Origin of the sequence: Achromobacter pulmonis, from assembly GCF_902859765.1 — a bacterium.
Classification (GTDB): Bacteria; Pseudomonadota; Gammaproteobacteria; order Burkholderiales; family Burkholderiaceae_B; genus Achromobacter; species Achromobacter pulmonis.
Genome location: NZ_CADIJV010000040.1, coordinates 13,128 through 33,372, shown reverse-complemented (window position 1 = coordinate 33,372; position 20,245 = coordinate 13,128). Strand labels below are relative to the sequence as shown.

The following is a 20,245-nucleotide window of genomic DNA, read 5'->3' as shown; positions in this document are numbered from 1 at the left end:
CCGCTGGCGGCGCGCCCGCGCCGCCGTTGCGTGCTGGTGTACGAACTTCAACGCTCGATTTCGCGCGTCCAGCGCTTGTTCCAGTCTTCGCGGTTCTGGTTGACCGTGTCCCAGTCGATCACGATCAGGGCATCGGCGCGCTTGCCGATCGGTAGCGGCACGCGCGGATCGTCGGCCACCTTGGCCAGCTTGTTGACCGGACCGTAGCCATAGGCGCTGGCCAGCTTTTCCTGCACCGGCGGGCTGACCAGGTAGTTCACGAAAGCCTGCGCCAGCGGATTGGCATTGGCCTTGGCCACCGGACACACCGACGACAACAAGGCATAGGCGCCTTCGCGCGGATAGACGAAGCCCACCGGGAAGCCGGTGTCGGCGAATGCCTTGACGCGCCCGCTGCCCCATACGGCGATGGCGGCTTGCCCGCTGGAGAACAGTTCCGTCATCTTGCCGGGCGAGGGTTCGTAGACCAACACGTTGGGGCCGATCTCGTCCTTGAAGGTCTTGAAACCCGGATCGATGTTCTTTTCGCCGCCCCCGCCTTCGCGGGCGTATTCCACCAGCGCGTGCAGGCCATAGGTGTTGTTCAGCGGCGGCACCACCAGTTGCTTCTTGTACTTGGGATCCTTCAGGTCCTTCCAAGAGGTGGGCGGAGCCCACTTGCGTTCTTCGAAGACCTTCTTGTTGTACATGATGCCGGTGGCCACGATGCCGATGGCCACCGCCTTGTCGTCCTTGTAGCGGGCCGTGCCGTAGAGATCGTTGGCCGGCAGGCCCTGGATCGGCGCGCAGAAGCCGAGCGCGATGGCCTGGTACATCGGACCGTCGTCGATGATCGCCACGTCGATCTGCTGGTTGCTTTTCTGCGCCTGCAGGCGCGCCACCGTGTTGGTGGAGTTGCCGGCCACATAGTCCAGCTCTACGCCATGCTGCTTGGCGAAGGGCGGGAAGATGTCTTTGCGCATGATGTCTTCGAACGAACCGCCGTAGCCGGCGACCACCAGTTTCTGCTGCGCCTGCGCGTTGGCGCACACACCGGCGGCCACCGTGGCCGCCGTCAGGACTGCGAGTAACTTGCCCATGAAAACCCCCGTTTATTGGAAGAAAACTGCAAGAACTACCGATGCCGCCTGAATCCGGGGATGGACTCGCCACTGAAAAAAAAGCGGCCCCGCTTGCCCCGCGACCTCATGTCCGCCGTACAATTTGTCCGTACATGAATGTCCGGACAAATAATGGATCCGCAGAGACTGTCTTGTCAATCGGTTATTGTCCGGACAAACCCCGATAGAAATAGGACAAAAAAAGGAGCCACCCATGACCCGATCCTCCGACCGCGCGCCCGATCCGGCCGTCGCGCGCGAGGCCCGCGGCCAGGCCTCGGTGCCGGACGATGAGGCCGGCGGCCCGCGCTACAAGAGCATCTACCAGCAATTGGCGCGCGACATCGGCAGCGGCCGCTACCCGGTCATGACGCTGCTGCCGACCGAGCATGAGCTGTGCGACCAGTTCGGCGCCAGCCGCCACACCATCCGCGAGGCCATCCGCATGCTGACGGTGGCCGGCATGGTGTCGCGCCGCCCCGGCGTGGGCACGCGGGTCGAGACCGCCCATGCCAGCACGCGCTTCACGCAGCGCATTTCGCAGTTCCCGGACTTGCTGCAATACGCGCGCAACGCCGCGCTGCTGGTGCAGGAAGTGCGCACCGTCAAGCTGACCCGGCGCCTGGCCGAGACGCTCGGGACCGAGGCCGGCCGTTCATGGCTGCATATCAATTCCATCAAGACGCTGGGCGACCAGGACACGCCGGTGGCCTGCACGCTGATCTACGCCGACCCGGCGCACTCGGACCTGCGCGCCGACATCCAGCCGCGCATTTCGCTGCTGCGGTTGATCGAAGATCATTTCGGCAACCGCATCCACGAGGTCAACCAGGAATTCTCGGCCACGCCAATCGCCGCGGGCATCGCCCGACAGCTCCATGTGGAACCGCGGACGGCGGGCTTTGTGATCACGCGCCGCTACTACGGCGGCGGCGGGGTGCTGCTGCTGGCCACCATCACCACGTTCCCGCACGACAAGATGAAGTACTCGATGTCGCTCAACGTGGCCTGACAGACGCGCACGCCGGCGGCGGGTCCTGATGGACGCGGCCGCCGCCGCGGGCGCTTACTTCAGCGGCATGCAGATGCGCGTGCGCAATTGCGCGGGCGGCGTCGTGCGCGGGTCGTTCAGGTACTGCTCGAACATCGGAAAGTCGGCCGGCACGCTGCCGCTGCCCGGCAGCCATTCCGAGAACATCCAGTTATAGGCCTTGTCCATCTCGTTGTACGGACCGGTGTAGGTCAGCATGGCGCAGCGCAGGGCGGGAATCTCGAACCGCTCCAGTTCGTCGCCCAGATCGGCGTCGGGCGCGACCGGCATGCCGGCCATGGACCGCAGCCGGGCCGCGGGCACTTGCTCGGGATCGTCGAAATACACGCCAAAGCCAATGGCCTCGGGGCCGGCCAGGCCACGGCTGACGGCGAGCATGAAGGCGCGGGAGAAGACCGGGCCGATTTCCTGGTAGCTGCCCTGATGCGGCAAGGCGGCCAGCACGGCGCCGGGGAAGGTTTCGATGGTGATGGGGTACATGCCTAGCTCCTTGGGATTGAAGGGTCGGGAGCGGGTCGCGCGGTAGCGCCCCGGCGCAATGCCGAAGGTCGCGCCGAACGCGCGATTGAAGGCGGCGTCCGACTCGTAGCCGGCGCGCTGCGCAACGTCACGCAAGGAATCCCCGGTGCTGCCCAGCGAGACGGCCGCGCGGTGCATGCGGATGCGCTGCACGGTGGCGTTCACGGTTTCGCCCATCAGCGCGCGGTAGACGCGGTGGAAATGATAGGGCGACAGGCAAGCCAGGTCGGCCAACCGGTACAGGTCAGGGTCGGCGTCGGGGTGGCTGGCCAGCCAGCGCAGGACGGGGTCCATGCGCCGGGCGTAGGCGGTGCGGGTCTGGGGTTTCACTTGCGCGGCTCCTTGAGGAGCAATGTAGGCGGGGCGGGTTTGCAGATTTTGCGGTTTTTTGTGTGGGGGGGAGATCTTTTTGCGGGTGGCGGGCGGCGTTCTGTAGGCGCCAGGAGAGCCGAGCCGAGGGCGGCGCGGGGAAAACAAGTTTTCCACAGCCCATGGGGTTTTAGCGCAACGAGCCAGCTGTGGATAACTGCTTTGCCGGGTTTTCAGTAGCCGCGCGCGGGGTCGTAGATATTGGGCAGGGCCTCGCCGCGTTCGTTGGCGGCGATCAGCCAGGCGGTGTGGCGGGCGCGCTCGCGGCGGTCGGGGATGGCGGCGCAGTGGGGCGTGATGATGATGCCGGGGTGGGCCCAGAGCGCAGACTCGGGAGGCAGGGGTTCGGGGTCGAACACATCGAGCACGGCCTGGTGCAGGTGGCCGTCGTCGAGGGCATCGAGCAGATCCTGCGTGACCAGGTGGGCGCCGCGGCCGGCGTTGATGAGGCTGGCGCCGCGCGGCAGCTGGGCGAAGGTGTCGCGATTGAGAATACCGCGGGTGGCATCGGTGGCCGGCAGCAGGCAGACCAGCAGGTCGGCGCCTGCGAGGAACTCGCCGAATTGCGCCTGTCCGGCATAGGACGGCAAGCCATCGGGCAGGGCGCTGGCGCCGCGCGACCAGCCGCTGACCGGAAAGCCGACCCGCGACAGCAGGCGCGCGGCGGCGATGCCGAGATGGCCCAGGCCCATGATGCCGACGCGCACGTCGGCGGCCACGCGCAGCGAGTCGTAAAGTTCCCAGTGGCGGCGGGCCTGCTGGTCGATGGCGCGCTTGAGGTCGCGGGTCAGCATCAAGGCGCTGGTCAGCACGAATTCGGCCATCTCGGTCTCGGTGCGCGGCGTGACCATGCGGGCGACGGGCAGATGGCGCGGCCAGGCCGGGTCGGCGACGATGTGATCGACGCCGGCGCCCGCGCTGATGATGAGCTTGAGATTGGGGAAGGTGGCCAGGCGGCCGGGCTCGGGGGCCCACACCAGGGCGTAGTCGATGGAAGCGGGATCGACCTTATCGCGCCAGCCGACGATCTCCAGGTCGGGCGCGTATACGCGAAAATGCGCGCGCCATTCCTGCATGGCCGATTCGTCGCCGGACCTGATGATGAGCCGCATGCCTTGCCTACTCCGTTGCGGGCGCGCGCGCCCTGGGTGGGATCGACGCCGCGCTGCCCGCGAGCGCTCGCGGACGGCGCGGCGCGCCGGTCGTCAGCGTTCGACCGTGCGGTTCCAGCGCGCGTTGAAGGCCGGACGGGTGGCGTTGATCTGCTCCCAGTCCAGGATCTTGGCGTTGGCCATGTAGCCTTGGAAACGCTTGAGCGTCTCTTCGCTGCCGGCCGGCGGTTGAACCTTCGTATTGGACGGGAAATGGCCGCCCATTTCCAGTGCCTTGGCCTGCGCCTGCGGCGACAGCAGGTACAGCGCCAGCTTCTGCGCCAGTTCCGGTTCGCTGTTTTTGGCGATGACGCATTCGGCCACCATCAGGATCACCGAGCCTTCCTTGGGCTGGACGTATTCCACCGGGATGTCGCGCTTCTTCAGGCGCGCGATGGCGGTCGGGGTCAGCGGGAAGATGGCGGCCTCATTGGACTGGATCATCTCGGCCAGCTTGGCCGAATTGGGGATGTACTCCAGCACGTTGGGGCCGATGGTGGACCCCCACTTCTTGAAGCCGGGCTCGGTGTTCTGGTCGGTGCCGCCCTCGATGCGGTTGAACATCAGGAAGCCGTGCAGGCCGAAGGTGCTGCTGGATGCCGACTGGAACACCACCTTGCCCTTGAACTTGGGATCGGCCAGGTCCATCCACGAGGTCGGCGGCGCCCAGCCCTTTTCGCTGAACAGGCGGGTGTTGTAGCCCAGTCCGGTCATGCCGATATCGATGCCGGCAGCCATGCGGTCCTTCATGACGGCGGTGGGGTACAGATCCTTGAGCACCGGCGCGTCATCCAGCGGCGCACACAGGCCCATGGAAATGGCGCGCGACATGATGCCGTCATCCAGGAACATGACGTGCATCTGCGGCTTGTCCTTGAAAGCCTGGGCCTTGGCCAGCACATCCGTGGAGGTGCCCGGCACCACCACGATCTTGACGTTGTTGGCCTTCTCGAAATCCGGGAACACATACTGCGTGAAGGCGCGTTCCATGTCGCCGCCGTTCATGCCGACGTACAACGTCTTCTGCTGCGCCATGGCGCCCGCCGATAGCGCGGCCAGCGCCAGGCCCAGCAACCACTTCCCCTTGGACGGGCGGCGAACGCCCTGTTTCTTGTGCATCATGGTGACTCCAGCGTTTGCTCACGAACAGGACCCAACCGAGCCACGGCGCCGTGAGCGGCCCCCGTGTATCGTCCGATGCCGAAGGCGTCGATGGGAATGGAAGACCGGCCGCGCACGACCAGCTCGGAAAGCACTTCGCCCACGGCCGGGCCGATCTGGAAACCCGCGCCCGACAGGCCAAAGGCATGGAACAGGCCCGGCACGGTGGCGCTGGGACCCAGCACCGGGTTGTGGTCGGGCATGTTGCCCTCCACGCCGGTCCAGAAGCGGATGACCTGCGCGCCGCGCAAGGGCGGCAGCAGGCGCGCGGCGTTGGCCATCAGGGCGCCCAGCGCATCGCGGCCGGGGCGGGCGTAGTCGGGCCCGGACGACACGGCGCGGCCGCCGCCGATGACACAGTTGCCGCGGGCCACCTGGCGCGCGTAAATGCCACCACCCTGCATGCCCAGGCTGACGTCCATGAACGGCGGCAGCGGCTCGGTCACCATCATCAACGGATGGTTCGAGGTTTCGGGCACCGGCTCGCCAAAATCCTGCGCGAAACGGCCGGCCCAGGCGCCGGCGCAATTGAGCAGGACGCGCGAACGCACTTCGAGCGCGTCGCCCGCCCGCAGGATGAAGCGGTCGCCGTCATGGACCGCCGCAGTAACGGTGGTGGACTCGCGCACGTCGGCGCCCAGCGCGCGCGCGGCACGGCCGAAGGCAGGCGACACCAGGCGCGGGTTGGCGTGGCCGTCCTCGGGGCAGAACGAGCCGCCCACCACGTGCGCGCCGAGCCAGCCGAAGCGTTGCGCCAGCGCGGCGCGGTCCAGCATCTGCAGATGCATGCCGAATCCGCGCGTGTGCGCCCGATAGGCGTGCAGCGCCTGCATATCCTCGTCGGAACAGGCCAGCTTCAAATGTCCCGAGCGCACGTATTCGCCGTCGATGCCGATCAGTTGCGGCAGCTGGCCCCACAGTTCGTGGGCGCGCCGCGCCAGCGGCATCTGCTCCAGCCCGCGGCCCTGGCGGCGCACGCCGCCGTAGTTGACGCCGCTGGCGCGCGCGCCGCACAACGCGGCTTCCAGCAGCACCACCGGCACGCCCAGGCGGCGCAGGAACAGCGCGGCGCTACCGCCGACGATGCCGCCGCCCAGGATGGCGACTTCGGTGTCGATGCGCTCGGTCATGGCGCGGCCTTTGCCGGACGGTCCAGGCAGACGATATCCACGGGAATGGGCTTGACCGGGGGCTGGCCGCGCAGGCGGCCGACCGCGTCGGGCCCGGCGCCGCAGGCATGCGCCAGCACCTCGGCCGCGCCGGCGCCGCACATGCGGCCCTGGCAGCGGCCCATGCCGACGCGGGTCAGCGCCTTCAGGCGGTTCAATTCATGCGCGCCGGTGGTATGGACGGCAGCCCGCAACGTGCCCGCGGTGACTTCCTCGCAGCGGCACACCACGGTGTCGTCGGCGATATCGGCGGCCCAATCGGCGGGAAACGGGAAAGCGCGCTCCAGCGCATCGCGCACGCGGCCGTTGGCGGCCAGACGCGCCTCCAGTTCACGCGCCCGCGCCGACGACGCGGCATACCCGGCGTCTTGCAGCAAGGCCAGCGCGGCGCGCTCACCCGCCCATTCCGCCGCATCCGCGCCCCCAATGGCGGCGCCGTCGCCGGCCAGGTACACGCCGGCAACGCTGCTGCGTCCCGCCGCATCCAGGCGCGGCGTCCAGGCCCGGTCCCGCGCATTGAAGGCGAACTCGCATCCCACCAGGCTGGCCAGCTGGGTCTCGGAGCGCAGCGACAGGCCGTAACCCAGCGCATCGCAATCCACCCGCCGCTGGCGCGCCCCCTGGCGATACACCAGCCCGGTTACGCGCGCCTCGCCCTCGACCCGCACCGGCCGCACGCCGCTGGCCAGCGGCACGCCGTGGGCGCGCAGCCAGGCCATGTAGTACAGCCCCTTGGCCAGCAGGCCCGGCGCGCGCAGCAGGCCGGGCAATGCCGCGCAATGGTCGGCCAGGCGCGACGTGTCCAGCACCGCCGCCACCTGGGCGCCGGCCTTGGCGTACTGGTACGCAACCAGGTAGAGCAGGGGGCCCGTGCCCAGGAAGGCGACGCGCCCGCCGATGGCGCAGCCCTGGTGCTTCAACGCCACCTGCGACCCGCCCAGTGTGTAGACGCCCGGCTTCAGCCAGCCGGGGAAGGGCAGGACGCGGTCGGTGGCGCCGGTGGCCAGGATCAGGTGGGTATAGGGCACGGGCGCGCTGGCGCCGTTGCACAGCACATCCAACGTCTTGCCTTCGGCATTCCATACCAGGCTGCCGGGACGGTAATCCACCTGGGCCCGCAGCGCGTCCATCTGGCGATGCAGGGCGTCGGCCTTGCGGTGCTCGAAGCCATACAGGGCCGTCTTGGGCCGCGCGAATCCCGGCGGTGGCTGGCGGTAGATCTGGCCGCCGGCGCGCGGCGCTTCGTCCAGCAGCACCGGCCGCAGGCCCTGCGCCGCCAGCGCCTGCGCGGCACGGACGCCGGCCGGGCCGGCGCCCACGATCACGGGCAGGATCATGCTCATGGCGCCTGCTCTCCGGCCACGGCGGCCGCCAGCGTGCCCGCCACCTGGGCGGCGGGCGGCGGCAGGCTGCGCAGGCGCATGCCCGGTTCGATGTACGTGGAACACGCGCGCAGCCGGGAGCCGTCCTCGCGCTGCATCCAGCAGTCCTGGCAAGCGCCCATCATGCAGAAGCCGGCGCGCGGGCCGCCGCCAAACTCCGAGACGCGCAGCTGTTCGGCCTGCGTCAGCACCGCGGTCAGCACGGTATCGCCGGCCAGCGCGCTGCAGGCTTTGCCGTCCAGCGTGAAGGCGACAGGGGGCCGGGCCGTTTCGGCCAGGCGTTTCAGTATTGCCATGATTGCGGGATCTCCCGTTCTGCTTGCGGCACGGTCTTCATTTCTGTCCCACCAGCACGCGATCGAGCCCATAGACGCGATCCAGCAGCAGCATGGTGGCCGCGGTCAGGCCGATCACCAGCGCCGACACCGCCGCCATCATCGGATCGATCGACTCGGTCGCATACATGTACATGCGCACCGGCAGCGTGATGGTCGACGGCGAGGTGATGAACACCGACATGGTCAGTTCATCGAAGCTGTTGATGAAAGCCAGCAACCAGCCGCCCGACACGCCCGGGATGATGAGCGGCAGCGTCATCTGGAAGAACACCGTGGCGCGGCTCGCGCCCAGGGACAGCGCGGCGTGCTCGACCGAACGGTCGAAACCCACCAGCGCGCCGATCACCAGCCGCATCACATAAGGCGTGATCACCACCACGTGGCTGAACACCAGCCAGCCGAAGCTGCCGGTAGTGCCCATCAGCGCGAAAAAGCGCAGCAGCGCCACGCCCAGCACCAGGTGCGGAATCATCAGCGGCGACAGGAACAGGCCATTGAGCGCATTGCGCCCGGGAAAGCGGTAGCGCGTGATGGCGATGGCTGCCGGCACCGCCAGGCACACCGCGATGCTGGCCGATAGGAACGCCAGCCACAGGCTGTTCTGGAACGCCTGCATGAAGTTGGAATGCTCGAACACCGCGCGGAACCAGCGCAGCGAAAACACGGTGGTCGGCACCGTCAACGTTGACTCGGGCGTGAACGCCACCAGGCACACGATGACCAGGGGCGCCAGCACGAACAGCACCACCAGGGCGTTAAAGAGCAGGGCGAAGGGACCGTTTTTCTGCATGATCGTTGCCCTCGCTCAGCCCAGGCTGCGCCGGTAGGAGCGCTCCACCACGCGGTTGTACGCCATCATGATGACCACGTTTACCACCAGCAGCACGATGGCAATGGCCGCGCCCATCGGCCAGTTCAGTTCGGTCAGGAACTCATCGTAGACCACGGTGGCCACCATCTTCAGGCGCCGGCCGCCCAGCAGCGCCGGGATCGCGAACGAACTGGCCGACAGGCCAAACACGATCAGGCTGCCCGACAGGATGCCCGGCATGGCCTGCGGCAGCACGATGCGCAACAACGTCTGCAAGCGCGAGGCGTTGAGCGACAGCGCCGCGTGCTCGACGGTGGGGTCCAGCTTCTGCAGCGAGGTCCACACCGGAATCACCATGAACGGCAACATCACATGCACCAGGCCGATGATGACGGCGGTGGGCGTGTAGAGCAGCGGCCCCAGGCCCAGCGCCTCGGCGGCGCGGCCGATGGCGCCGCCCGGCCCCAGCAGCATGCTCCAGCCAAAGGCCCGCACCACCAGCGAAATCAGCAAGGGCGACAGCACCACCAGCAGGAAGATCGAACGCCACGGCTTGCCCATGCGCGACAGGATGTAGGCCTCGGGCGCGCCGATCAGCACGCAGATCAGCGTGGTCACGGCCGCGATCCAGAACGTGCGCCAGAAGATCTCCAGGAAATAGCTGTCGGTCACCACCGCCAGGTAATGCTCGAAGGTATGCCCCGGCAGGATGCCCGCGTTGTAGTCGAACGGACGGAACGACAGGACCAGCGTCAACGCCAGCGGCGTCAGCACCAGCGTCAGGAACACAAGGGCCAGCGGAATCGAACCGAGAATGGCCAGCAGGCCGTCGGTGCGCGGCTTGGGCGCGCTGGCGGCGCCCGGTCGGGTCAGGGTCGCCATGTCAGGCCTCGCTGGCGGCGGCGGTCGGCGCGCGCAGCACGCGCAGCACGCCCTCGGCCCAGTCCAGGCCGATGGCATCGCCATCCTCGTGCGGACGGCGGCCATCGTTGGGGGTCAGCACCGTCAAGGCCCCTAGCGGCGAATCCAGTCCGTACATCCACTGGCTGCCCAGGAAGTAGCGCGTGCTGACCACACAGGCCAGCTTGCCCTGGCCCGCGGGCACCGGCACCAGCTTTTCCGGGCGCAACGACAACTGCACGCTGTCGCCATGGCGCAGGCCCGCGCCATCGACCCGCACGCGCAGCGCGCCCGTTTCCACTTCCGCCTGCTCGCCGCAGCGGGTCACGCGGCCCGGCAGCAGATTGGTCTTGCCGACGAAACGCGAGATGAACTCGCTCTGCGGATGCTCGTACATCCGGTACGGCGCATCCACCTGCGTGGCGCGGCCATCCTGCATCACCACCACGCGATCGCTGATCGACAGCGCCTCGGCCTGGTCGTGCGTCACCATCACGGTGGTGGTGCCGATCTGCTTCTGGATGCTGCGCAACTCGAATTGCATGTCCTCGCGCAGCTTGGCGTCGAGGTTGGAGAGGGGCTCGTCCAGCAGCAGCACCGGCGGCCGGATCACCAGCGCCCGCGCCAGCGCCACCCGCTGGCGCTGCCCGCCCGACAGTTCACGCGGAAAGCGGTCGGCATGCTTGTCCAGCTTCACCAGCGCCAGCGCCTCGCGCACACGCGCCTGGCGTTCGGCGCGCTCGACCTTGCGCATCTTCAACCCGAACGCGACGTTGTCGGCAACCGTCAGGTGCGGAAACAGCGCGTAGCTCTGGAACACGATGCCCAGCCCGCGCGTGTTCGGTTTGGCATGGGTGATATCGCGGCCGTCGAGCGTGATACTGCCGTGCGTCACCTCGGCAAAGCCCGCGATCATCTGCAGCGTGGTGGTCTTGCCGCAGCCCGACGGCCCCAGCAAGGACACGAATTCCCCTTTCTCGACCGCCAGGCTCAGATCCGAGACGACGCGCAGGTCGCCGTAATTCTTGGAGACGTTGTCCAACCGCAGAAATGTCATTTTCCAAACCCCGTGCCCGGTGAGAAGCGGTACGCGAGGCGGGCCCCGCGTTGCAATCGATGCAGGGCAGTCTAGGAGTCGCCGAAAAGGCCGGTCAATTAGGGTTTTCCGAATAATCGAATTTTTATCTTGTTAATTCCGTATGACTGAATTTTCTGATAAAAATACGTCTGTATATTTTGATTATCGGAATTGAATAATGAAGAAATCAGAACTCAATGAAGACACCGGCGCCCAGGGCGTGCTGCAACGCGCCTTCGCCGTGCTGCGCGTCCTGTCCGACGCCAAGGGCGAAAAACTGCGCCTGACCGACATCGCCAGCCGCACCGGCCAGGCCCAGGCCACCGTCCACCGGGTGCTGCAAGGCCTGGTGCAGGAAGGCATGGTGGAGCAACCCGCGCAAAGCAAGGGCTACCAGCTCAGCGTCGCTTTCTTCTCGCTCGCGGCCAACGCCGGCAACCACCAATCGACCCTGCGCTCGATCTACCGCCCCGCCATGCTGCGCCTGAGCGGCATGCTCAACGACACCATCTTCCTGTTGGTGCGCAGCGGCTTCGACGCCGTCTGCCTGGACCGCATCGACGGCGCCTTCCCGGTTCGCTCGCACACTGGCGACATCGGCGGCCGCGTCCCGCTCGGCCTGGGCCAGGGCGGCCTGCTGTTGCTGGCCAACCTGCCCGACGCCGAACGCGAAGAAGTCCTGCGCTTCAACATCCCGCGCCTGCACCACCTGGGTTTTGTCGACGAAATCTCGATGCGCGCCGGCATCAAGGAATGCCAGGAACTCCAATACGCGCGCAGCAAGGGCCAGGGCATCTTCCCCAACATCGCCGGCCTTGCCGTGCCCGTCCACGACCCCAACGGCGTCACCGTCGCCGCCCTCAGCATCGCCGCCCCCGTCGAACGCATCAGCGACGACCGCCTGCCTTTGATCGTGGAAATCCTGCGCCGCGAAGCCGCCGGCATCAGCGCCCAGCTCAACCCGTTCGACCCGGCGCTAAGGCGCCCCAGCCAGTTCCTGGGCACCGGCAACCGGGAGTGAGGCAGCCGGCCAACCTACGAAGAACGCAAGACAGCAAAAAGCCGGCAAGCCGCACCCAGCGACCCACCGGCTCCAAGCCGATCAAGAAACCTCAGACGGGGTAAGTCCCCGGCAACAAGATACTCCGATCCCCAACCTCGATATTGCGCCGTCCGCAAAGCGCCATCGTCGTATCCATTTCCTTGTAAAGGATCTCCAACACGCGCGTCACCCCTGCCTGCCCGTAAGCACCCAACCCGTACAGGAAGGCCCGCCCGATCATCGCGCCCCGCGCGCCCAGCGCCACCGCCTTGAGGATGTCCTGCCCCGAGCGCACGCCGCCATCCATCCACACTTCGATCTTCGACCCCACCGCATCCGCAATCGAGGGCAGCGCCGCGATCGACGACATCGCCCCGTCCAGCTGGCGCCCGCCGTGGTTGCTGACGATCAGCGCATCGGCGCCGCTGTTGGCCGCCAGCTGCGCATCCTCGACATCCAGGATGCCCTTGATGATCAGCTTGCCGCCCCAACGCTGCTTGATCCATTCCACGTCGTCCCAGCTCAGCCTAGGATCGAACTGCTCGGCCGTCCACGCCGACAGCGACGACAGATCGCTCACGCCCTTCGCATGGCCGACGATGTTGCCGAAGGTGCGGCGCTTGGTCCCCAGCATGCCCATGCACCAGCGCGGCTTGGTCGCCAGGTTGATGAGGTTGCGCAGGGTCGGCTTGGGCGGCGTCGACAGCCCGTTCTTGATGTCCTTGTGGCGCTGGCCCAGGATCTGCAGGTCCAGCGTGAGCACCAGCGCCGAACAACCGGCCGCCTTGGCGCGGTCGATCAGATCGCCGACGAACTCGCGGTCGCGCATCACGTAGAGCTGGAACCAGAACGGCTTGCCGGTCGCCGCCGCCACGTCTTCCAGCGAGCAAATGCTCATGGTCGACAACGTGAACGGCACGCCGAAATCCGCCGCCGCCTTGGCCGCGAGGATCTCGCCGTCGGCGTGCTGCATGCCGGTCAGGCCCGTCGGCGAAATCGCCAGCGGCATCACCACATCGTGGCCCACCAGCGTCGTGCGCAGCGAACGGCCCTCCATGTTCACCGCCACCCGCTGGCGCAGCTTGATCTTCTGGAAATCGCTTTCGTTGGCGCGATAGGTGCCTTCGGTCCAGGCGCCCGAATCGGCGTAGTCGTAGAACATGCGCGGCACGCGCTTGCGCGCAATCGCGCGCAGATCTTCGATGCAGGTGATCGTGGAAAGGTCAGCGGTCATGGTTATTTTTCTGGGGAAAGTGGGACGCGATACCGCGGCGCCCGGTCCCGCGCGAACCTGCCGCGCCTTTTGGGGCACGCGCCGTCCACGCCGGGCGGCACGGCCCCGCGGCGCCGCCCAGTATACGCGCCGGGGCCGGCAAGCGCCCCCCTGCCGGCCCCGATTTCCCCAGTATGGCGACCGCGGCGCATGACTCGCGGACGGTCGCGCGCGCCCCGCTAGCGCGGCCAGACCTTGCTGACGGCGCGGATCGTGGCCCACGCCACCCAGCGCGGACTGGTCAACCGCGCCGCCGGCAGGCGCCGCATCACATCCACCGCCAGGCCACCGCGCCGGTGCCATTCCTTCTTGCGCGTCTGGCTATCGGTCCAGCGGCCTTCCAGCCACGGGAACTCGCGCCGCCCCGGCTTGTAGACCGGCGGCGTGTTGTAGATCAGGATGTACGCCAGCCGCGGCTGCGGCGAGGTGTTGGCCCCCGTGAAATGCAGGGTGCGCGCATCGTGCACGGTGCAGCCGCCCGGCTGCAGCGGTTCGGCCACCGCCAGATGGCGCGGGAAATCGGCGCAGCATTCGAGCGGATGCAGCGCCTTGTCGCCACCCGGCGAACGATGCTCCAGCACCTCGCTCTTGTTCGAGCCCGGAATGAACTGCATGCAGCCGTTCTCCAGCGTGGCCGGCTGCAGCGCCAGCCAGATGCTCAACTCGTTGTAGACGAAGTCCGGCGAGCGGAACGCCTCGTCCTGGTGCCATGGCGTCTCCGGCCCGACCAGCGCCGGCTTGAGCAGCGCGTGCTCGCCATACAGCGCGGCATCCTCGCCCAGCAGCTGGCGCGCCAGCTCCAGGGTGCGCTCGTGATAGGTCGTTTTCAGCAGGCCCGGGGCATAATGGCGCGGATCATGCAGACTGGGAAACTTGGCCGGCTTGGAAGGATCGTCGCGGCTGATGAAGTCGTATTGCGCTCCCTCGTTGTAGCCGGTCTTGTTCGCGAACAATTCCAGCAGCGTGCGGCGGATGTAACCCACCTCATCGGCCGGGCACATGTCCTGCAGGGCCAGGTATCCCTGATCCCTGTAGCGCGCTGTTTCTGCTTCCGACAACAGACTGGTCTCTTCCATAATGGCTTCTCCAAGCTTTGCTTGCGGGGATCCCGTTGGCACGTTTTGACATGAGCTCTAACGTATCGCTTCGATGCCCGGGGGGCCTATCGACCATCCGCTGTAGCCGGAACCGCCTAGATAATTGGCGCGCTGCGGCGCATCACCCGAAGGAAATCCAATGCAAGACACCGCCATAGAAACCGTCCACGTCACCGTCAGCGGCACCGTGCAGGGCGTGGGCTATCGGCATGCCACGGTGCGCCGCGCGCACCTGCTGGGCGCCCGCGGCTGGGTGCAGAACATGCTGGACGGCACGGTCGAAGCCCTGGTGCAGGGCACGCCCGACCAGGTCGATCACATGCTGGAATGGCTGCGGCGCGGCCCGCCCGGAGCCAGCGTCACCGAGATGGTCACGCGTCGGGAGTACACCGACAAGCGCTACGCGCACTTCGAACAGCTGTAGGGCGCCGGGCCACTCATCCCAAAGGAGGGAGGAGACACGGCCGGTAAAGGATGACCTGTTCCGGATGAGGCCCCGGGGCCAGGACCGCACCGCGGCATCCTGACAGCGGCCGGAACGCTTCAGCGGTGGCGCAGCCAGCGCCCGCCCACCTGGTTGATCACCAGCCCCGCCAGCACGCCGCCCGCGCCCACCCACTGCAATGGCAGCAGGCGCTCGCCAAAGGCCGCGGACGCCGCCCACAGCCCCACCACCGGCACCAGCAGCGAGAACGGGGCGATCTTCGCGGCCGGGTGGCGTGTCAACAGCCGGGTCCACAAGGTATAGGCCAGCAGCGTGGCCAGCACCGCCAGATACAGCACCGACAGCGCCTCGCCCCAGCCGATGCCCAGGATCATGCCCGCCACCGCGTCCCAGCCATCGGCCCACGCCGCCAGCGCCAGGAACGGCAGCACCGGGGCGGCACTGCTCCACGCGATGAAAGCGAAAGGGTCGTAGCCGGGCGCCTTGCGGCTGGCCAGCCGCACGATGATGTTGGACACGGCCCACATGGCAGCGGCGCCCAGCGTCAGCACGAAGCCCACCATGGTCATCTGCCCCGGCCCTTCGCCACGGCCGCCGGCAATCACCGCCAGCCCCAGCGCCGCCACGCCCAGTCCGACCCAATGATGCGGCCGGGCCCGCTCGCGCAGCGCCGGCGCGGCCAGCAGCAAGGTGAAGAACGCCTGGGTCTGGATCACCAGCGAGGCCATGCCCGCCGGCATGCCGAACTTGAGCGCCGTGAACAGCAGGCCGAACTGGCCCAGGCCCTGCACCAGTCCGTAGGCCGCGATCCATTGCCACGGCAGGCGCGGCGGCCGCACGAACAACACCAGGGGAAACGCCGCCAGGGCGAATCGCAGGGCCCCAAGCATCATGGGCGAGAGACCCTTGAGGCCGATCTTCATGACGACGAAGTTCAGGCCCCAGATCACCACTACCGTCAGTGCGCAGAGATAATCTTTCTTGGAGAGGTGGGTGGCGGACATGCGCGTATTATCGCATCGCCCGCCCTCGAAAAACGCCGACTCAGCGGCTCGCCAACACCTTTTTGAAGGCCTCGATGGCGCGGTCGATGGCCGCGTCGTCGATATGGCGATGGGTCACGCAACGCAAGCGCGTGCGGCCCCACGGACGGGTCAGCAGGCCCGCGTCTTCCAGCGCCGTGACCCATTGCACATTGGTCATGCCGGTATCGGCGGTTTCGACCTGCACGATGTTGGTCTGCGGCACCGTGGCCGACAGCGCCGGGGCCAGCCGGTTCAGGCCGTCGCTCAGGCGGCGGGCGCGGGCGTGGTCCTCGATCAGCCGATCGCCCATGGCCTGCACGCCTTCCAACCCGGCCGCGGCCATGATGCCGGCCTGGCGCTGGGTGCCGCCCAGCATGCGACGCAGCACGCGGGCCCGCGCCAGCACCGGCCGCGCGCCGGTCAGCACCGCGCCCACCGGCGCGCTCAGGCCCTTGGACAGGCACAGCGAGACCGTATCCGCATGGCGCGTGATCTCGGCCGGCACCACGCCCAGCGCCACGGCGGCGTTGAACAGGCGCGCGCCATCCAGGTGCACCGGCACCCCGGCGGCCTGCGCCATGCCATACACCGCCTGCATGTGCTCCAGCGGCAGCACCGCGCCCCCGGCGTTGTTGTGCGACGTCTCCATCGCCACCAGCGCCGTCTTGAGCCTGTGGCCGCCCGACAGCATGGCGTCTTCCAGACGGTTCAGGTCCATGGCGCCATTGGCGCCGGTCACGCCCTGGTAGAACAGGCCGGTAAACGTGGCCGCGCCACGCTCGGACGTATACATGTGCGCGGTGGACTCCAGCACCACCTGCTCATTGCGCTGCGACTGCGCCAGCACGGCCAGCAGATTGGCCATGGTGCAGCTGGGCACGAACAGCCCGGCCTCCTTGCCCAGCCGCGTGGCCACATACGCTTCCAGCTCGCGCACGCTGGGGTCGCCGTCCAGCCCATCATCGCCGATCGGCGCCGCGCGCATGCGCTCGTACATGGCGGCGGTGGGGTGGGTCACCGTATCGCTGCGCAGGTCGATGCGTGCGCGGGAGGGGTCGACGGGAGTCCGTTCAGTCATGACTATCAGTGCTGCAGAATTTTGGAAAGAAACTGGCGCGTGCGAGGCGCGCGCGCCTGGACATCATCGAAAAAGGCCGCCTTCGGGCAATCCTCGACGATCTTGCCGCCGTCCATGAAGATGACGCGGTCGGCGACGCGGCGGGCGAAGCCCATTTCATGGGTCACCACCATCATCGTCATGCCCTCGCCGGCCAGGTCGGTCATCACGTCCAGCACCTCGTTGACCATCTCCGGGTCCAGCGCCGAGGTCGGCTCGTCGAACAGCATCACCACCGGATCCATCGACAGGGCGCGGGCGATGGCCACGCGCTGCTGCTGGCCGCCGGACAACTCGCCGGGGTGCTTGTCCTTGTGCGCCGACAGGCCAACCCGCTCCAGCAGCGTCAGGGCACGGGCGCGGGCCTCGTCCTTGCCGCGCTTGAGTACCTTGACCTGGCCCAGGCACAGGTTCTCGGTCACCGACAGATGCGGGAACAGCTCGAAGTGCTGGAACACCATGCCGGCCACCGAACGCAGCTTGGGCAGGTCGGTGCGCGGATCGCCGACGTGGATGCCGTTGACCATGATGTCGCCTTTCTGGAAGGGTTCGAGCGCGTTGACGGTCTTGATCAGGGTCGACTTGCCCGACCCGGACGGGCCGCACACCACCACCACTTCGCCGCGGCCAACCGTGGTGGAGCAGTCATCCAGCACCTGGAAATCGCCATACCATTTGCTGACCTGCTTGATCTCGATCATCGGGGGTTTCGAAGAGATTTGCATCGTTGGACCTGTGGATAACCTGGGCGCCTAGCGCAGCACCCGCACGCGCTTTTCCAGCCGTTTGACCAGACGGGATGCCGTGAAGCAGATCACGAAATACACCACCGCCACGAAGAGATAGAGTTCCACCAGCCGGCCGTCGCGCTGGCCGATCTTGGACGCGGCGCCCAGGAAATCGGTCAGCGACAGTACGTACACCAGCGAGGTGTCCTGGAACAGGATGATGACCCGCGTCAGCAGCGCCGGCACCATGTTGCGGATCGCCTGCGGCAGGATCACGTAGCGCATGCCCTGCCAATGGTTCAGCCCCAGCGCCATGCTGGCCGACACCTGGCCGCGCGAAATCGACTGAATGCCGGCGCGCATGATTTCGCAGAAGTAGGCCGCCTCGAACAGCGTGAACGTGACCACCGCCGAGTTGAATGCGCCCACCCGCAGCGGCGTGGACGAGCCCACGATCCACGCCGCGATATACGGCACCAGGAAATAGAACCAGAAGATCACCAGCAGCAGCGGCACCGAACGCATCACGTTCACATAGATGCCGGCCGGCACCGACAGGATCCTGAAGCGCGACAGCCGCATCATGGCCAGCAGCGTGCCCAGCGCCAGCCCCATCACCGCCGCCAGCAGCGTCAGGGTCAGCGTGAACGTCATGCCGGTCTTGAACAGGTACGGCAGCGCGCTGCCGATCACGTCGAAATCGAATTTGCCCATGTCGATGCCTAGCGTCCGTTCTTCGCCGCCGCGCCGATCAGGCCGGGGACCGCCACACGGCGTTCAAGCAGGCGCATGCCCAGGACCACGATGCCGTTCAGGATCAGGTAGATCACGGTCGCGGCCGTGAAGGCCTCGAAGATATGGAAGCTGAACTCTGCCATCGAGCGGGTCTGGCCGGTCAGCTCCAAAAGCCCGATGGTCAATGCCACCGAGGAATACTTGATGGTGCCCATGAATTCCGAAGTCAGCGGCGGCAAGACAATGCGATAGGCCTCGGGCAGGATGATGTAGCGGTACACCTGCGTCTCGGTCAGGCCAAGCGCAGTGCCCGCCTGGAACTGGCCGCGCGGCAGCGACTGGATGCCGGCGCGCAGTTGCTCTGACACGCGCGCCGAACCATAGAAGCCCAGGCACAGCACGGCGGGCACGAATTGCCCCCAGGGTTGCGGCATCTGCTTCATGGCCAGGCCCCAGGCATGCGGCAACAGTTCCGGCAGCACGAAGTACCACAGGAACATCTGCACCAGCAGCGGCACGTTGCGGAAAATCTCGACGTAGGTCGCGCCGACAGCATTGGCCAGGCGCGACGAGGCGGTGCGCATCACGCCCAGGCACGATCCCAACAACAGCGAAAACACCCACGCCGTCAGGGCCAGCGCCAGGGTCCAGCCCACACCGATCAGGATGGTCTCCAGGAACGTGTGCACGCCATCGGGCGACATGTCCAGGAAGACACTCCAGCTCCAGTTGTAATTCATGCTTCAGGACCTGTGGACAACGAAAGAAAAAGGCGCCGGCGGGCGGCGCCCCGGGTCGCACGGCGCCGCGGCGCCCATGGCGGGCCGCCGCGGCGTGCCGGCTTACTCGTAGGCCTTGGGGTCGCCAGAGTCGGTGGGATGCGCCAGCGCGCGCTTGAGCGCGTCGCTCATCGGGTACTTCAGGTTGATCTGCTTGGGCGGGATCGGCGAATTGAAGTACTTGTCGTAGATCGCCGCGACGCGGCCGGTCTTGATCATGTCCAGCACCGCATCGTCGACGGCCTTCTTGAAGGCCGGGTCGTCCTTGGGTTCCATGATGCCGTACGGGGCGATCTCCAGGCCCTTGGTGCCGATCACGAACACATCCGGGTTCTTCGACGACGCCACCACGCCATAGGCGATGCCATCATCATTGGCCGAACCGGCGGCGCGGCCCGATTCCACCATCAGCAGCGTTTCCGCCGTATCCTTGGTGGGCGCCATGGTGATGCCCAGGTTGCCCTCGGCGTTCAAGCGCGAAATCAGCTTGAAGGTCTGGCCGCCGGCCTGCGCGGCGATGGTCTTGCCGCGGAACGAAGCCAGGTTGTTGGGGTCGACGCCACCGTCCTTGCGCGCCACCAGCACCACTTGCGCCACGAAGGTCGTGGGCGCGAACGACACCAGCTTGTGGCGTTCCAGGTTGTTGGTGGTGTTGCCGCACTCCAGATCGATGGTACCGTTGGCAAGCAACGGAATGCGGGTGGCCGACGTGGTCGGGTTGTAGCGCACTTCCAGCTTGGGCAGCTTGAGGGCGGTCTTGATGTGCTGGGCGATTTCCTGGCAGATCTCGACGGTGTAGCCGATCGGCTTCTGGTTGCCGTCCAGGTAGGCGAACGGCACCGAGGTCTCGGGGTGGCCGATGGTAATCACGCCGCTTTCGCGGATCTTGTCCAGGCGGCTGGCGCCTTCGGCGTGGGCGGCGGCGCCGCCGAGCAGGGCGGCGGCGACAGAAATCGCGGCAAATGCTTTCATCGT

General features: G+C 67.2%; 21 protein-coding genes. 3 read left to right on the top strand and 18 right to left on the bottom strand.

Annotation, left to right across the window (positions count from 1 at the left end):
- Positions 1-47 precede the first annotated feature (47 nt).
- Positions 48-1,079: an ABC transporter substrate-binding protein gene (locus HV701_RS23800; protein ID WP_175135471.1), complete on the bottom strand. Its 1,032-nt coding sequence runs from the start codon at positions 1,077-1,079 to the stop codon at positions 48-50.
- 235 nt (positions 1,080-1,314) lie between these two features.
- On the opposite strand from HV701_RS23800, the gene HV701_RS23795 reads away from it, so the two are divergent.
- Complete coding sequence (locus HV701_RS23795) at positions 1,315-2,112, top strand: GntR family transcriptional regulator (RefSeq protein WP_175135470.1); 798 nt, start codon at positions 1,315-1,317, stop codon at positions 2,110-2,112.
- Positions 2,113-2,166: 54 nt separating this feature from the next.
- On the opposite strand, the gene HV701_RS23790 is transcribed toward HV701_RS23795, so the two are convergent.
- The 9 genes from HV701_RS23790 to HV701_RS23750 all read right to left on the bottom strand — a co-directional run bounded on the left by HV701_RS23790 (position 2,167) and on the right by HV701_RS23750 (position 11,008).
- The gene (locus tag HV701_RS23790; protein ID WP_175135469.1) at positions 2,167-3,000 is read right to left on the bottom strand and encodes an AraC family transcriptional regulator; all 834 of its coding nucleotides are present in this window, start codon (positions 2,998-3,000) and stop codon (positions 2,167-2,169) included.
- Between the two features lie 212 nt (positions 3,001-3,212).
- Positions 3,213-4,151 (bottom strand): 2-hydroxyacid dehydrogenase, encoded by a 939-nt coding sequence (locus HV701_RS23785; RefSeq protein ID WP_175135468.1) that lies wholly within the window; start codon positions 4,149-4,151, stop codon positions 3,213-3,215.
- A gap of 93 nt (positions 4,152-4,244) precedes the next feature.
- A complete protein-coding gene (locus HV701_RS23780; protein ID WP_175135467.1) occupies positions 4,245-5,312 on the bottom strand; it encodes an ABC transporter substrate-binding protein in 1,068 nt (355 codons plus the stop codon).
- Positions 5,309-6,481, bottom strand: coding sequence for an NAD(P)/FAD-dependent oxidoreductase (locus HV701_RS23775; RefSeq protein ID WP_175135466.1), 1,173 nt, complete (start codon positions 6,479-6,481; stop codon positions 5,309-5,311). The genes HV701_RS23780 and HV701_RS23775 overlap by 4 nt, the downstream gene beginning before the upstream one ends.
- Positions 6,478-7,863 carry an FAD/NAD(P)-dependent oxidoreductase gene (locus HV701_RS23770; RefSeq protein WP_175135465.1) on the bottom strand — a complete coding sequence of 462 codons (1,386 nt, stop codon included), beginning with the start codon at positions 7,861-7,863 and terminating at the stop codon, positions 6,478-6,480. The genes HV701_RS23775 and HV701_RS23770 overlap by 4 nt, the downstream gene beginning before the upstream one ends.
- Positions 7,860-8,198, bottom strand: a complete 339-nt coding sequence (locus HV701_RS23765; RefSeq protein WP_175135464.1) for a (2Fe-2S)-binding protein — start codon at positions 8,196-8,198, stop codon at positions 7,860-7,862. The genes HV701_RS23770 and HV701_RS23765 overlap by 4 nt, the downstream gene beginning before the upstream one ends.
- A gap of 37 nt (positions 8,199-8,235) precedes the next feature.
- Positions 8,236-9,030: an ABC transporter permease gene (locus HV701_RS23760; protein WP_175135463.1), complete on the bottom strand. Its 795-nt coding sequence runs from the start codon at positions 9,028-9,030 to the stop codon at positions 8,236-8,238.
- A 15-nt stretch (positions 9,031-9,045) separates the two neighbouring features.
- Complete coding sequence (locus HV701_RS23755; RefSeq protein ID WP_175135462.1) at positions 9,046-9,933, bottom strand: ABC transporter permease; 888 nt, start codon at positions 9,931-9,933, stop codon at positions 9,046-9,048.
- A 1-nt stretch (position 9,934) separates the two neighbouring features.
- A complete protein-coding gene (locus HV701_RS23750; protein ID WP_175135461.1) occupies positions 9,935-11,008 on the bottom strand; it encodes an ABC transporter ATP-binding protein in 1,074 nt (357 codons plus the stop codon).
- 199 nt (positions 11,009-11,207) lie between these two features.
- Here HV701_RS23750 and HV701_RS23745 point away from each other — a divergent pair, with 199 nt between their 5' ends.
- Complete coding sequence (locus HV701_RS23745) at positions 11,208-12,050, top strand: IclR family transcriptional regulator (RefSeq protein WP_175135460.1); 843 nt, start codon at positions 11,208-11,210, stop codon at positions 12,048-12,050.
- 91 nt (positions 12,051-12,141) lie between these two features.
- On the opposite strand, the gene HV701_RS23740 is transcribed toward HV701_RS23745, so the two are convergent.
- Both HV701_RS23740 and HV701_RS23735 read right to left on the bottom strand, forming a co-directional pair.
- Positions 12,142-13,305, bottom strand: coding sequence for an alpha-hydroxy acid oxidase (locus tag HV701_RS23740; RefSeq protein WP_175135459.1), 1,164 nt, complete (start codon positions 13,303-13,305; stop codon positions 12,142-12,144).
- Between the two features lie 218 nt (positions 13,306-13,523).
- Entirely contained in the window at positions 13,524-14,420 is an 897-nt protein-coding gene (locus tag HV701_RS23735) for a phytanoyl-CoA dioxygenase family protein (protein ID WP_175135458.1), read from the bottom strand.
- Positions 14,421-14,580: 160 nt separating this feature from the next.
- On the opposite strand from HV701_RS23735, the gene HV701_RS23730 reads away from it, so the two are divergent.
- Positions 14,581-14,865: an acylphosphatase gene (locus HV701_RS23730; RefSeq protein ID WP_175135457.1), complete on the top strand. Its 285-nt coding sequence runs from the start codon at positions 14,581-14,583 to the stop codon at positions 14,863-14,865.
- 119 nt (positions 14,866-14,984) lie between these two features.
- On the opposite strand, the gene HV701_RS23725 is transcribed toward HV701_RS23730, so the two are convergent.
- From HV701_RS23725 to HV701_RS23700, 6 genes are all read right to left on the bottom strand, one after another.
- Positions 14,985-15,890: an EamA family transporter gene (locus HV701_RS23725; RefSeq protein WP_175135456.1), complete on the bottom strand. Its 906-nt coding sequence runs from the start codon at positions 15,888-15,890 to the stop codon at positions 14,985-14,987.
- Between the two features lie 40 nt (positions 15,891-15,930).
- Positions 15,931-16,989 carry a threonine aldolase family protein gene (locus HV701_RS23720; RefSeq protein WP_175135455.1) on the bottom strand — a complete coding sequence of 353 codons (1,059 nt, stop codon included), beginning with the start codon at positions 16,987-16,989 and terminating at the stop codon, positions 15,931-15,933.
- Between the two features lie 5 nt (positions 16,990-16,994).
- Positions 16,995-17,729 (bottom strand): amino acid ABC transporter ATP-binding protein, encoded by a 735-nt coding sequence (locus HV701_RS23715; protein ID WP_175135454.1) that lies wholly within the window; start codon positions 17,727-17,729, stop codon positions 16,995-16,997.
- 51 nt (positions 17,730-17,780) lie between these two features.
- Complete coding sequence (locus HV701_RS23710; protein ID WP_175135453.1) at positions 17,781-18,470, bottom strand: amino acid ABC transporter permease; 690 nt, start codon at positions 18,468-18,470, stop codon at positions 17,781-17,783.
- An 8-nt stretch (positions 18,471-18,478) separates the two neighbouring features.
- On the bottom strand, positions 18,479-19,231 hold the full coding sequence (locus tag HV701_RS23705) for an amino acid ABC transporter permease (RefSeq protein WP_175135452.1): 753 nt from the start codon (positions 19,229-19,231) through the stop codon (positions 18,479-18,481).
- Between the two features lie 102 nt (positions 19,232-19,333).
- On the bottom strand, positions 19,334-20,242 hold the full coding sequence (locus HV701_RS23700; protein ID WP_175135451.1) for an amino acid ABC transporter substrate-binding protein: 909 nt from the start codon (positions 20,240-20,242) through the stop codon (positions 19,334-19,336).
- Positions 20,243-20,245 lie beyond the last annotated feature (3 nt).